This is a genomic window from Aciduricibacillus chroicocephali (assembly GCF_030762805.1).
In the GTDB taxonomy this organism is placed as follows: Bacteria; Bacillota; Bacilli; order Bacillales; family Amphibacillaceae; genus Aciduricibacillus; species Aciduricibacillus chroicocephali.
The window spans coordinates 2546254-2559959 of the sequence record NZ_CP129113.1 but is presented as its reverse complement, the minus strand read 5'-3'; the positions used below and the strand labels follow the sequence as shown (position 1 = coordinate 2559959).

General features: G+C 44.3%; 12 protein-coding genes. 10 read left to right on the top strand and 2 right to left on the bottom strand.

The annotated features are described in order from the left end of the window. Positions 1–10 precede the first annotated feature (10 nt). From QR721_RS13120 to QR721_RS13085, 8 genes are all read left to right on the top strand, one after another. A complete protein-coding gene (locus QR721_RS13120; RefSeq protein ID WP_348027717.1) occupies positions 11–985 on the top strand; it encodes a sensor domain-containing diguanylate cyclase in 975 nt (324 codons plus the stop codon). 8 nt (positions 986–993) lie between these two features. Continuing rightward, positions 994–2172: a GGDEF domain-containing protein gene (locus QR721_RS13115; RefSeq protein ID WP_348027715.1), complete on the top strand. Its 1179-nt coding sequence runs from the start codon at positions 994–996 to the stop codon at positions 2170–2172. Positions 2173–2182: 10 nt separating this feature from the next. After that, a complete protein-coding gene (locus QR721_RS13110; RefSeq protein WP_348027713.1) occupies positions 2183–2818 on the top strand; it encodes a response regulator transcription factor in 636 nt (211 codons plus the stop codon). A gap of 3 nt (positions 2819–2821) precedes the next feature. Next, positions 2822–3928 carry a sensor histidine kinase gene (locus QR721_RS13105; RefSeq protein ID WP_348027712.1) on the top strand — a complete coding sequence of 369 codons (1107 nt, stop codon included), beginning with the start codon at positions 2822–2824 and terminating at the stop codon, positions 3926–3928. A 97-nt stretch (positions 3929–4025) separates the two neighbouring features. After that, the gene (locus QR721_RS13100; protein ID WP_348027710.1) at positions 4026–4967 is read left to right on the top strand and encodes an ABC transporter ATP-binding protein; all 942 of its coding nucleotides are present in this window, start codon (positions 4026–4028) and stop codon (positions 4965–4967) included. Between the two features lie 20 nt (positions 4968–4987). After that, complete coding sequence (locus QR721_RS13095) at positions 4988–6118, top strand: ABC transporter permease (protein ID WP_348027708.1); 1131 nt, start codon at positions 4988–4990, stop codon at positions 6116–6118. Continuing rightward, positions 6119–7264 (top strand): ABC transporter permease, encoded by a 1146-nt coding sequence (locus QR721_RS13090; protein ID WP_348027706.1) that lies wholly within the window; start codon positions 6119–6121, stop codon positions 7262–7264. Positions 7265–7387: 123 nt separating this feature from the next. Further along, positions 7388–8557 carry a diguanylate cyclase gene (locus QR721_RS13085; protein ID WP_348027704.1) on the top strand — a complete coding sequence of 390 codons (1170 nt, stop codon included), beginning with the start codon at positions 7388–7390 and terminating at the stop codon, positions 8555–8557. A 39-nt stretch (positions 8558–8596) separates the two neighbouring features. On the opposite strand, the gene QR721_RS13080 is transcribed toward QR721_RS13085, so the two are convergent. Then, the gene (locus QR721_RS13080) at positions 8597–9403 is read right to left on the bottom strand and encodes a YitT family protein (RefSeq protein WP_348027702.1); all 807 of its coding nucleotides are present in this window, start codon (positions 9401–9403) and stop codon (positions 8597–8599) included. A gap of 376 nt (positions 9404–9779) precedes the next feature. Next, the gene (locus QR721_RS13075; RefSeq protein WP_348027700.1) at positions 9780–10271 is read right to left on the bottom strand and encodes a hypothetical protein; all 492 of its coding nucleotides are present in this window, start codon (positions 10269–10271) and stop codon (positions 9780–9782) included. Positions 10272–10410: 139 nt separating this feature from the next. Here QR721_RS13075 and QR721_RS13070 point away from each other — a divergent pair, with 139 nt between their 5' ends. Both QR721_RS13070 and QR721_RS13065 read left to right on the top strand, forming a co-directional pair. Next, positions 10411–11865, top strand: a complete 1455-nt coding sequence (locus QR721_RS13070; RefSeq protein ID WP_348027698.1) for a protein adenylyltransferase SelO — start codon at positions 10411–10413, stop codon at positions 11863–11865. Between the two features lie 314 nt (positions 11866–12179). After that, the gene (locus tag QR721_RS13065; RefSeq protein ID WP_348027696.1) at positions 12180–13574 is read left to right on the top strand and encodes an L-cystine transporter; all 1395 of its coding nucleotides are present in this window, start codon (positions 12180–12182) and stop codon (positions 13572–13574) included. Positions 13575–13706: the final 132 nt, after the last annotated feature.

Genomic DNA, 13706 nt, shown 5'->3' with positions numbered 1-13706 from the left:
AGTGAATGATATGGGAGAGCGTATCGACACAGCACCGTGTGGGTATATCTCACTGGATCGTAATGGTCACATTAAGGAGATAAACAAGACATTACTGAAATGGATGGGGTATGAGTTGGATGATGTCGCAGGAAAACATCTGGAAATGTTGCTTTCTCCAGCGAATCGCCTTGTGCTTCATTCGTATGCCATCCCTGAAATCAATCTTTACGGGCAGATTGAAGAATTGTTTATCAATATGAAAAGCAAGAATGGAGAAGCGATCCCATTTCTTTTAAATGCCAGAAAGCTTGATATTGGCGGAGAAACTGTCATTGACTGCATCATGCTCCAGATGAAAAAGCGAATCGAATATGAGATGGAGCTTCGTGAAGTGAAGCGTGAGATGGAAGCCGCCTATATTGAAAAAGAAGCCGCTTTTGCTGAACTTGAGCGCGTGAATGAAGAAATAGAGGCGAAACAAGAGGAACTTATTGCCATCAATGCTGGACTCGTGGAGCTTTCCAAAACGGATAAACTGACAGGAGTTCCAAACAGAAGATACTTGGAGGAAAGGCTTTACGAAGAAATTGAGAAATTCCAACGAACTAAAGTTCCATTTTCAGTGCTTATGATCGATATAGATCATTTTAAAGTTGTCAACGACACACATGGGCATCAGGTTGGTGATAAGGTTCTTGCAAAATTGGCCCATATTTTGAAGCGGGAAATGAAAAGGGGAGATTTCACTGCCCGCTATGGTGGTGAGGAATTTATTATGATTTTGCCCGGTGCAAATGCACTGATGGCTATGGATTTCGCTCGCAGTCTAAATAAAGCCATACTTGAAGCGAAATGGGGTATTGTAGGGAAACTAACAATTAGTATCGGCGTGGCGGAATTTACAAAGGAAGACAATGATGAATCTATTATTGAACATGCTGACCAGGCGCTTTATGAATCTAAGGAGAACGGACGGAATCAAAGTTCGCTATATATTAAGTGACCGAGACTTTGTGGATTGAGCTGATCGACGGGATGCTGCTGCAGTCATCCGATAAATTTGGAAAGGCGGGAGTTCCATTGTTCGTAGACCTCTTCGTCAATTTGAGCATTATTATTGCACTTATATTTACTTATCTACAGTTGAAATGGCAATTGTTCAAGCGGCTAAAGCTCAATGACAAGGTTTCCCATTTAATAAATGGGATTGCTGGCGGGATGCTCGGCCTCATTCTTCTGCGTTTTTCCATTCAAGTAGGAGACTCGACATATATTGATTTGCGCTATTTGCCAATCATCCTTGTAACGTTGCATGGCGGTTTCCGACCTGCCATTCTGAGTGGAGCGATTATTATGGCAGGTCGCTTCTATATTAACCACACCTACTCTGCGTATATGGCACTTTTACTAATGATTATCTCGCTTACAGGATTTTTGTTAATCCGGCACTACGCTAAAAGAGGTCAGCCTCTCTACGTAACTGGGGCGAGCATGGTTCTTTTCTCAAATATCGCATTCACTATCGTGATCAGTCTCTTAATTGGGGACTGGGACAAATTAAAAGTACTTTTCCCCAATTACTGGCTCTTTGCAACAGTTGGCGGTATGGCATCGATCTTCTTCGTTGAGCATGTGCGCCATTCCCAGTACTTGCTCGACAAATATGAACTCGAATCTACGACGGACTACTTAACCGGATTGAACAATGTAAGGCAGTTCGATGTTATGTGGAATGAGTTAATTCACGGGGCAGTCCAGCGTGGAGAAAATCTCTCCTTGCTTGCCATTGATATTGACCATTTCAAAAAGGTCAATGATACGTACGGACATGCCGGGGGAGATCTCGTACTTGCAGAGTTGGCAAAAGTCCTTCGTGACAATGCCCGTTCCTTCGATATTGTTTCGCGAAATGGGGGAGAAGAATTCTCTGTAATTCTTCAAGATTGCTCTAAGGAGCGAGCGCTAATAATTGCCGAGCGCATCCGCCAAGGAGTAGAGGACCACCATTTCCCTCTAGCAAATGGCGAGAGAATACAAATTACGATATCAATCGGTGTGGCGACTTATCCTGAAACTGTTTATAATCCCGATCAGATGCGGGAGGTTGCTGACCAATGCCTGTATGAAGCTAAACGTACGGGACGCAATCGTGTCTGTACTGCAAGCGCGGAGCAATTTGCCCAGAAATGAGTGATGTCCTGTGACAATTCGAATCCTGATTGCAGATGATAATTCGTTTATCCGTGAAGGGATGAAAATTATCCTGTCCAGCTATGATGAATTCACTGTCGTGGAAATGGTTGAGAATGGCAGGGAGGCAGTTGATTGCTGCATTAAGGGTCAAGTCGATATTGCTTTGCTTGATGTTCGGATGCCAGTCATGAATGGGGTCGAAGCGACAAAGCTAATTCGGGAAAAGACGGAAGTTCTACCGATTATTTTGACGACATTCGATGACGATGAATACATTCTCGGTGCGATTCGCAATGGAGCAAAAGGCTATCTGTTGAAAAATACGCATCCTGAACGTATTCGTGAAGCAATCAATAGTGTCGTGAATGGAACGAGCATCATCCAAGATTCTGTTCTTGAGAAGATTAGAGAAAGTCTAGTGATGGATGAGCGCCCGAGGCTGAAGTTCAATCCGGAGCCTTTCACAGAGCGAGAGCTGAATATTATGGAATCGATTGCAAAGGGTTTTTCAAACAAGGAAATATCCGAGCGACTCTTTATTTCCGGAGGGACCGTGGCAAATCATATCACTTCGATTTTGAACAAAACGGCATTGAAGCATAGAACGCAGATTGCCATATATTATTTGACAGGGAATGTGTGATTAATGCCAAATGTAATGCTTGCCAGCAAACTGATACTCGTTCTCGTGCTAGCAATGGTGATTGTTGCTGAGCCAGATGAGGGAAGCTCGTTCAGCATACTGCTGTTATTGCTTTATATTTCTTTGAACGTAGCGATTAGCCTTGTCAAAAGTGCCTTCCGGATGCGATTGCTTCTCTTTTTTGTTATTATGCTTTCGTTGACTGGCTATTGGGAAGGACATTCGCTGTTCATCCTGTTGCTCCCGCTTGCCCTTTCAGAATTCGCAAAAAGTATTTCCGTTCCAGTCATCTTGCCACTACTCGTTTCTGTCATTCCTCTCTTTTATATCGATTCGCAAATGAGACTCTTCTATATACCGCTCGCTCTTTTCTCCGTTTTAATCCATGAATTTTATTTTTCTACGCGAGGGAAGGTTCAGAAGCTTGTTGAGTCTGCCGACAGTTTGCGGCTGGAACGACGCAGACTGCTGGATCGTCTCCATGAGAATAATGAGTTTCTCAAGCAGTCGGCCTATGCCTCAAGGCTGGAGGAACGGAATCGCCTTTCTCAACAGATTCATGACGATATCGGACACTCGATAACCGGCTCGCTAATCCAGATGGAGGCAGCAAGGACTTTGCTTGTCGCTAATCCTGAGAAGGCCGATGAACTGTTGGGGAATGCAATCGGCATCACGAGGGAAGGCATTGAAAGTATTCGTATGACCCTCAAAGGTATGAAGCCGCCCGTAGAGCAGGTTGGTCTGAGTCGACTGAAACTATGCATGGACGAGTTCACCGACCGACATGGTATTCGTACGGTGCTCGTTCATAAGGGGAAAATCGATGCAGTAAGGCCGATTCACTGGAAAATCATCATGGAGAATTGCACAGAGGCATTCACCAATTCTTTGAAATATGCCGGCGGGGCACCAATCCATGTTGAACTCTTTGTACTCAACAAGCTCATTAGGCTAACAGTGAGAGACAGCGGAAAAGGAACAGAGGTTATAAAAAAGGGGCTAGGTCTCACAGGAATGGAGGAACGCGCTGCCTCAATTGCCGGCAAGCTCATTATTGATGCCCAATCCGGCTTCAGTGTGACAACCCTCCTGCCACTTGATGAATAATATGAAAAATCTCATGCATAAATCATGAAGGAATGCACTTAAATCAGTGCATTCCTTTTTTATATAATTGAAGCAGACCAAACAAAGGAGTGCTGGCATGCATATTCTTGAGATTGAAAAACTGACAAAGCGTTTCGGTGATGTCGTTGCCGTAGATCAGATGTCACTCAAAGTGGAAGAAGGAGAGATTTTTGGTTTCCTCGGATCTAATGGAGCAGGCAAGAGTACGACGATAGAAATGGTGACCGGTTTGCTTCGTCCAAATAGCGGGACGATCAAAGTGCTCGGCAAAGATATTTCCAAGAACCGCATGTTCATTAAGCGGAACATCGGCTTCGTCCCTCAGGACATTGCTATTTACGAAGATCTGACAGCTTATGAAAATGTTAAGTTCTTCGCTGGACTCTATGGATTTCGTGGAAAAGAGCTTCATGAACGGACGATGGAGGCGCTGGAATTCGTTGATTTAACAGAGAAGCAGAAAGTGTTTCCGAAGAAATTTTCGGGAGGGATGAAGAGGCGTCTGAACATCGCCTGCGCAATTGCACATAAACCAAAGCTGATCATCATGGATGAACCGACTGTCGGTATTGACCCCCAATCGCGGAAGTATATTCTGGAGTCTGTACGGAAGCTGAATGAGATGGGTTGTACAATCATATACACAAGCCATTATATGGAGGAAGTCGAGGAAATCTGCTCCCGAATCGCCATTATTGATCATGGTCAGATTATCGTAGAGGGTACGAAGGATGAACTGAAGTCGCTCATTACCGATCATAAAGTCGTCAACATTGATACGAAGTCCGCTGTAGAAGTGGACGTTGAGATCATCAAAGAGATTCCTGGAGTACTTTCTGTTCAGGTAGTTGGGGATGAAGTTCAAGTGCAGACTGAGCTGGGAGCCAATAACTTGAATCGCATTATCGCTTATTTTATTAGCAATGGTCTGGAAATACGCTCACTAGATGAAAAGGAACCGAATCTTGAGACGGTTTTTCTTACATTGACAGGGCGGAGTCTGCGTGATGCACATTAAGGAAGGGGAGTGCTAGGCAAATGAAAATATTAAGTATTGCCTGGAAGCAGATCAAGCATGATGTCCGTGACATCCGCAGCTTTCTATTCATGCTTGCCTTCCCGATTGTGCTTATGGTCATACTCGGGAGTGCACTGAGCAATGTGTTCAACAATGAGATAGAGCTTGGCGAAATGAATGTTCTCTACAAGGACAATACACGTAATGAGCTTGGAGTCGCTTTTAAAGCTTTTGCCGTGAAGGCAGAGGAATCGGATATTCATTTCAAAGAGATTCAGAATATTGAAAAGGCACGAAATAAAGTTAAAGCTGGAAAAGTAGATGCTTATCTTGTACTCAACAAAAACGGCATTTCCTATCATGCCAGTCGTCCAGATAGCATTGAAGCAAATGTCATTGAAGGAATGCTGCAAACGTTCGCAGGCTATTACAAGACTGGAAGAGTCATCATTCAATCCAATCCTAGTAAAGCATCAGAAATACTCGCTCAGCCAAGCCGCTCTGATTACATTCAAGAAGGCTCCATTGCTCGGAATAAACAGCCGAGCTCCATGGACTATTATGCAATTGTCATGACAACGATGATTACATTGTACAGTGCAATTGCCGCAAGTCATTTAGTCTCAAGTGAGAGAGAAGCACACACTGCTGAACGTTTGATTGTTGCACCTGTTCGCAAGCTTGAGATTTTTGTCGGAAAAGTAGCAGGGAGCATTTGTATCAATGCCTTCTTCATCGCAGCTGTTGTTGCGTTCAGCTATTTTGTTCTGAAAGTTGAATGGGGGACGACTCCTGGACAATGGTTCTTATCGGGTACACTGCTGCTTACTGAAGTTATCGCAGCAGTCAGTCTTGGACTTGGACTTAGCCTGATCGCGAGAACACCGGCAGCTTCCAGAATGATCATTATGGTGATTGTCCAGATCGCTTCGTTTTTCGGCGGTGCCTATTTCAAGATTGATCACCCGGAAGGATTACTGAAGACACTTGTGAATCTGTCTCCTCTAACTTGGGAAAACGAAGGCATCATGCGTCTTATTTATACAGGCGACCAGATTTTCATAGTAAAGGTCATGGCGATGAATATAGGTGTCGCGCTCTTGTTCCTGCTAGTCAGTCTCGTCACATTACGCAGAAGGGAGGGGCTATAAATGAAACAAGTTGCCTGGCTCATGCTCAAAACTTTCAAGTCTGTCTTCGCTAAGCCAAAAAATATCATTACGTATCTCCTGCTGCCGCTGACAGGTATTTTGATTGCTTTTATTGCTTATGGACAGACAAATGAAGAGACAATCAATGTTGGAGTCGTCGATCTAGACCACCAGCAAGTGGCGAAAAGTACTATTCAGTATTTAAAGCATCTCGATTCCTTTAAAGTGAAAAACGTCAAAAGTGAGGAAATAAAGCAGATGCTTGCCGCTGAGGAAATCGACGTGGCAGTCACTATGGGGGAAGGGTTCAGTGCGAGTGTATTGGCAGGTGCACCAGCTCAAGTGAACGTACAGTCAATTAAAGGGGAAAGTGTTACAGCTTTCATGAAGCAATATTTGTACAGCTATATTGATCAGATGTCCAAACTGGGGCAAGCCGCTAAAGGTAATCAGGCTATGTTTGGCAAGCTATTGGCAGATTACGAGGAAACAGATTTCCCCGTGAAAGCAGACATTGAGAACAATTCGAGGAAAAGCTTTGCAACAACATATACAGCAATCGGTTTTCTGCTTATGGTTATGCTGCTCTCTGCGGCCAATCTGTCCGAAATCATAATGAAGGAAAAGGCAGACTGGACATATTATCGCCTGCTTTCCACTCCGATTTCAGCAAAAGATTATATGCTGTCCAATGTGCTGATGAACTTGGTCGTCATGTTGATTCAAGGGTTGCTTACGCTTACAGTCCTGTGGTTATTGTTTAAAATTGATATTGGGATTCCTTTTTTGGACATTGCAGCAGTACTTGCTGTCTTCTCCTTAGTTTCTGTTGGGCTTTCCCTCGTTATCGTTGCATTTGCTGGCAGTCGGAGCTCAGCAGGTGCGTTGATCAACTTGATTATCATTCCGACTACATTGCTTTCGGGGAGCTTCTGGCCCGTGGAAATCATGCCGCAGATCGCCCAGCGCCTTGCTGATTTCCTGCCTCAGAGATGGGCTCTGAAAACATTGACGGCAATGTATGATGGGAGCAATACTGCCGACTTGTACATGAACTTCCTCATTCTGTTTGCGTTTGCACTTACATTCTTCATGATTGCCGCTTATAAATTCAATCGGAATAACAATACAAAACAGTTTAGTTGATCAAATGCCCATTCACTTCCAGAATGGGCTTTATTGCTTTTAATATGTAGTATTTTTGAACTATTTCCTGAAGGTGAGGATAAGATATAGAGGAAGGTGCTTTTTCATAAGGGGGTACGGCCCATGCCTTTATTCTCTTGGGAATTAATAGTTGATACAAGCTGGGGATTAATCTTCCGTAATTTGTTCAGCAATATGTGCATCATTCTTCTTCTGTCGTTCGTCTATTTGCAGGCCCGCTGGAAATGGGTGGAGAGGAGGGCGAGGAAGAATCGCTATATGATAGATGGAGTTGCGGGCGGAATCCTAGGAATCATACTCATGTACTATTCAATTCGAATAAACAGCTATATTATCCTCGACCTTCGCTACGCAGTTATTGTTCTTGTCATGTTGTTTGGCGGGATGCGGGCAGCTGCCATCAGTTCCTCAATCATCATCTTAGCGAGGCTTACACTCGGAATCGGATTTAGCGCCTATGCAGGTATCCCAATAGTTGCAACGATGCTGATCGGTTTTGCTTTAATGAACAAAATGAAGGTGTTACAGAAAGTTGGCATTGTTTGGAAGGGGCTATTTCTGATCATCTATTCCAACATTGCTTTTTCAATCGTTCTTTGCATCGCAATGAAGGATCCAGTATTGCTTACAAAGATGCTTACTGTATATTGGACGCTTTCTACATTTTGTGCTCTCATCTCGATTGTGTTTGTTTTGTATGTAAGACGTTCACATGATCTGCTTGTAAAATATGAATCAGAGGCGACGACGGATTTTCTAACAGGACTAAACAATGTGCGCCAGTTCGATATTATATGGAATCATACAATGCAGAGGGCCTTAAGCCGCAAGGAGAGTTTGTCTCTGCTGGCAATAGATGTTGATTTTTTTAAAGAGGTAAATGACACATACGGACATGCCACAGGAGATCTAGTACTTGCGGAGATCGGGAAATTGCTGAAGAAGCACTCACGACCATTTGACATTGTTTCACGAAATGGAGGAGAGGAATTTTCCATTATCATGCCTGATTGCACCAATATGCAGGCAATCCGAACAGGAGAGCAAATTCGCAAAGTGGTTGAGAGTCATTTGTTCCCGATCGACAATGGCAGCGAAATTCGCATTACCATATCTGTGGGCACTGCGAGCTATCCAGAAACAGTCTTGGATCCAGAATCTCTGCTTAGGCAAGCTGATGAATGTCTCTATCAAGCGAAACGTGCAGGAAGAAACCGTGTCTGGAATCCACCGATATTGGAGAAAGAGGGATCCAATACAGAAAAAGACTGACAGGATGTAAGGAGAGACTCTCCACCTGTCAGTCTTTTTCTAGTTTTTCGCAAATTCACCATCAACTTCGACGGTTTCGTAAATATTAATGAAGGCTTTCTTGTCGTGCTTGCGGACGATTTCCCGAATTTCCATCGTCTCATAACGAGTTACAACCATCATGAGCACCTGCTTCGGTTCGCCTGTATAACCACCGAACCCTTCCATTACTGTAATGCCGCGATAAATCGTATCAAGCAGTTCCTCGCGAATCGTGTCTCCTTCCGTTGTTACAATCTGCATTGTCAGCTTGATATGATCTGTGTGAATCGTATCCACCACTTTTCCGGTCAAGTAGATGGAGAGCAAAGTATATAAAGCGATATTCCAATTAAACGCCGCTCCAGAAATGAGAACGATAATCCCGTTCATGGCGGTGAGGAGCAGACCTACGCTGAAGTTCGTCGTTCGCGACAGGATGATCGCTATAATATCAAGGCCTCCGGATGTACCTGAATATTTCAAGATCATGCCGATGCCAATACCACCGATAATGCCACCAAATATAGTGGAAAGCAGCATATTATCTGTAATTTTAACGACGGGCAGTATGTACAGGAAGGCGGAAAGGGAAATAACACAGATGAGTGTGTTTGTTGTTATGACTTTGCCCAGTTTATAAAAGCCGAGTATGAGGATCGGCAGGTTGAGCAGGAAGTTCATTAGACCGACAGAAAGCGGTGTAACAAGCCCAATCAGAATGGCAATGCCGCTCAGTCCGCTGCTCAAAATGCCATAAGGTATAAGGAAGAAGTTGAAACTGAAGGCAATGATGAATGAGCCGGCAATAACGATGATATTTTTCATGCTGCATGAACCTCCTGATAAAGCATTGCCCTATTACTTAGCCGAAATTTGAACTAGCTGCCGGTCAGGTCTTGAGCGATGCGATGTACGAGTGTTTGTCGAATGTGTACGATATTGTGTGCTTTTTGTACGTACGTATGTAAGATAGTGCGGAAGCGCAGTTTTATTTGATAAGTATGTGCGCATTGCCTCACTACTAGTATTATGTGTTATCATAACCAAATTTAGCATGGGGTAAAATACACCGTCAATTCAAAACCAAGTAATCTGCTCAAGTTCCAATTTTGCCAATATTGCCTGTTTGGTGGATACTTTCTCGAATGTGACGGTTTGTATCCCCTGTATGAAATATACAGGGGGACAAAAGGGTACAGTATTACATCTGTTTGCAGAAGACGATAATCCGTTGTGGCGTTGTCTGTGCTGGAATGCTCTTAGTTGAAGGGCCATATATAACGATTAGATTATGATTCGCCGGATTCCCGGGGTAAATTTGTCCATTTGTTTGGGTGATTACTGTTTCAGGTGCTGGAATGAGCTGCAGCATGCCGTCAGAGCTGATGAGCTGGCTGTTGAAAAAGTCACCCTTCAGCATAAGGCCGGGATGATTTCTTCCAATTGCCACAGCTTCATATTGCGGCGGATAGATCAGAATGACCGGTCTGTTCGCATCGTACCACGCTGTTACAGAGTCGCCGACTTTAAGTGTCTCCTGATCAATTGCATATGTGTCTGGTGTAATGACAAAACGCGTAATCTCATTGAACCCTGAATGGCTGACAATGTTGAAAACGAGGGTGCAATTATCGTCTTCGCGGTACTTCTCTATTTCTGCTATTACGCCTTGTACTGCTTTTAGCTGAACCATTGTTTATCCTCCTTCATCTCTCTCATGCAATATATTCTTTATGTGCTTGTCTTGAATTGGGCGTTCCCGAATTGGAAATATACATGACGTACAAGCTATACTGGAAGAAGGAACTATGATGAATCAAGGAGGACGGATGATGGGCAACGAGACAGGATGGAATTTTGATAACAGCTATGCACGCCTGCCGGAAACATTTTTTAAGCCTTGTGAACCGACACCGGTAAAGAAACCTGAAGTGGTCAAGCTGAATGTACAGCTGGCGCAGGAGCTTGGTCTAGATGCGGCATTATTAAATACAAAAAATGGAACGGACATATTAGCAGGAAATGCTCTTCCGGAAGGAGCTGAACCGATTGCCCAAGCTTATGCGGGACACCAGTTCGGTGGATTTAACAAACTGGGTGATGGTCGGGCTATCTTGCTTGGAGAACAAATTACGCCCGAGGGCGAGCGTTTCGATATCCAGCTGAAAGGTCCGGGCAAAACACCGTACTCCCGAGGTGGAGATGGCCGGGCAGCGCTAGGACCGATGTTACGCGAGTATATTATCAGCGAGGCGATGTACGCACTCGGCATCCCAACGACTCGCAGTCTTGCAGTTGTTTCGACAGGGCAGCCAACTTTCCGTGGAGTTGACTTGCCTGGTGCAATCCTTACACGTGTAGCTGCGAGCCATTTACGGGTCGGAACGTTCCAATATGCAGCAGCTTTCTGTGAAGTTGACGAACTGAGGGCACTTGCCGATTATACTATTGAGCGACATTATCCAGATGCAAAAGAAGATGAGAATCCTTATTTTGCATTTCTTAAAGCAATGATTGACCGTCAGGCGAAACTTATAGCAAGCTGGCAGCATATCGGCTTCATTCATGGTGTTCAGAATACAGACAATGTGACAGTCAGTGGCGAAACAATTGACTATGGCCCGTGTGCTTTTATGGATGTATACGATCCGGCGACTGTATTCAGTTCGATTGACCGAGTTGGTCGTTACGCATATGGCAATCAGCCGCCAATCGGCAATTGGAATCTCGCTCGCTTTGCTGAGACGCTTGTGCCGCTTCTTGCCGATGATGAGAAGCAAGGCGTCAAGCTTGCTGAAGAAGCAATCGGCACATACCCTGAACGGTTCTACACATACTGGCTAGAAGGCATGCGGAAGAAACTTGGATTCTTCAATGAGGAAAAGGAAGATGAGACACTTATTGATGACCTGTTGGAAATCATGAAAAAATACCGTGCGGACTATACGAATACCTTCGTCGCTTTGACTACAGGCTGCCTTGAAGGAATGGTTCTTTTTGCTACAGCCGAATTCAAAGAATGGCACAAGCGCTGGCAAGAGCGACTTGGACGACAGCCCGAGTCGGACAAAGCTGCATTGGAGAGAATGAAATCTTGCAATCCAGCTGTCATCCCGCGCAATCATCGTGTTGAAGCAGCTCTTGACGCTGCGGAAAAGGGTGACTTGAGTGTCATGGAAGAGTTGCTCGTTGTGCTCGCCAAGCCGTTTGCATACTCTGAAGATCAGGCTGAATATCAGAAAGTCCCGGCTTCTGCAGCGCCATATACGACATATTGCGGCACGTAATCTGAAGTGTGCTTCTATTAAGATGCTGAATTCAAGAGGGAATTGGCTGAATTCTAGCCCTGCCATACTGAATAATGTAGAAAGTCAGCACAATAAAATTATTAGCAACTGAATAACGGAGAAAATCAGCATAATTCCATTTGTTGGTGTTAAACACATTTGTAATAATATATTGTTGAAGACCACCGTCCTTAGTGCGGTGGTCTTTTTGGGCGAGCCGAACAGTTGACGAAATGTAAGTTGAGCATTAATATTAACTAATCCAATTATTTTACTCAGTTATTGAGAATAATCAAACACCAGGAGGTAAGCAGATGAATGTTTGGTTTGTATTGATTAACATTATTGTTTTTCTATTGTTTACTGCCATCATTGTTCAAATGCAGCGCAAGCATGTTTCGTTCGGCAAGCGCGTTTTCACTGCGCTCGGGCTTGGTATCGTACTCGGCGCGTTTCTTCAAATTATATATGGCGCTAATTCAAAAGTTGTCGCGACAACGACAGACTGGTATGGAATTGCCGGTAGCGGCTATGTAAAGCTACTAATGATGATTGTTGTACCACTTGTTATGGTTTCTATTATCCAATCCATCATTAATCTTGAAAAGTCTAATCAGCTTGGAAAGATGGCAGCATGGATTATCGGTATTCTTGTTGCGACTGCAATGGTTGCTGCACTGATTGGTATCACTTCTGCTGGATTGTTCCATCTGAATGCTGATCAAATTCAAGCTGGTCAGGCAGAGAACGCCCGTGCAGTGGAGCTTCAAGGCAAGTTTAATGAAATTAAGGATTTGACAACACCACAGAAAATCGTCGACTTTATTCCGTCGAATGTCTTCCAGGACATGACTGGTGAACGCCCGACTTCGGTTATTGCGATCGTTATCTTCTCCATGTTCGTTGGTATTGCAGTACTAGGCCTGCGTAGGAAAAATCCAGAACAAGCAGCCCGTTTCACAGATATCATCAATGCGATCTACGCGGTCATTATGCGCATCGTTACGCTAATTTTGCGACTAACACCGTATGGCATCCTCGCCTTGATTGCAACAATGGTAGCAACGACAGATGTCGATGGTGTTCTTGAATTAGGTAAATTTGTGCTCGCTTCATACGCGGCATTGATCACAATGTTCGTGATTCACCTTGTCCTGCTTACGATTTTCGGACTGAATCCCGGCATTTACTTGAAGAAGGTACTTCCTGTACTTACATTTGCCTTCACTTCAAGGTCCAGTGCCGGTACAATTCCGCTAAATGCGAAAATGCAAAAAGACTCACTCGGTGTTGACCAAGGAATTGCGAATATGTCTGCATCGTTCGGTGCAACAATCGGCCAAAACGGCTGTGCTGCAATTTATCCGGCGATGCTTGCCATCATGGTTGCACCGACTGTTGGAATCGATCCATTTACATTCGGCTTCATTGCGAAGCTCGTTGTAATCATCGGTATTAGTTCATTCGGTATTGCGGGAGTAGGCGGGGGCGCAACGTTTGCAGCGCTCATCGTTCTCTCATCCATGGGCCTTCCAATTGCTGTTGCAGGATTGCTCATTTCAATCGAGCCGCTCATCGATATGGGGCGCACAGCCCTTAACGTGAACGACAGCATCCTTTCTGGAACGTTGACGTCACGATTCATGGGCAAAATGGATAAGAAAGTTTACCAGGATCCTGATGCAGTTCAGAAGGATCTAGCTATATAAGGGATAGAGGTCGCCAATACGGCGGCCTCTTTTTCATTCTTATAGTTAAAACTGGGTTGAACTGATATCTCTCAGACAGCCTTTCTCATTAGAGCGAGGCTGTCTTTTTATGTTCTCCTGCTCCGTTACTAA

What these genes read in the sequence shown, in the direction of transcription:
- QR721_RS13070 (WP_348027698.1), top strand. Translation starts at nt 10,411, where the DNA reads ATGGGCAACGAGACAGGATGGAATTTTGATAACAGCTATGCACGCCTG.
- QR721_RS13065 (WP_348027696.1), top strand. Translation starts at nt 12,180, where the DNA reads ATGAATGTTTGGTTTGTATTGATTAACATTATTGTTTTTCTATTGTTT.
- QR721_RS13080 (WP_348027702.1), bottom strand. Translation starts at nt 9,403, where the DNA reads ATGAAAAATATCATCGTTATTGCCGGCTCATTCATCATTGCCTTCAGT.
- QR721_RS13085 (WP_348027704.1), top strand. Translation starts at nt 7,388, where the DNA reads ATGCCTTTATTCTCTTGGGAATTAATAGTTGATACAAGCTGGGGATTA.
- QR721_RS13095 (WP_348027708.1), top strand. Translation starts at nt 4,988, where the DNA reads ATGAAAATATTAAGTATTGCCTGGAAGCAGATCAAGCATGATGTCCGT.
- QR721_RS13090 (WP_348027706.1), top strand. Translation starts at nt 6,119, where the DNA reads ATGAAACAAGTTGCCTGGCTCATGCTCAAAACTTTCAAGTCTGTCTTC.
- QR721_RS13075 (WP_348027700.1), bottom strand. Translation starts at nt 10,271, where the DNA reads ATGGTTCAGCTAAAAGCAGTACAAGGCGTAATAGCAGAAATAGAGAAG.
- QR721_RS13105 (WP_348027712.1), top strand. Translation starts at nt 2,822, where the DNA reads ATGCCAAATGTAATGCTTGCCAGCAAACTGATACTCGTTCTCGTGCTA.
- QR721_RS13120 (WP_348027717.1), top strand. Translation starts at nt 11, where the DNA reads ATGGGAGAGCGTATCGACACAGCACCGTGTGGGTATATCTCACTGGAT.
- QR721_RS13100 (WP_348027710.1), top strand. Translation starts at nt 4,026, where the DNA reads ATGCATATTCTTGAGATTGAAAAACTGACAAAGCGTTTCGGTGATGTC.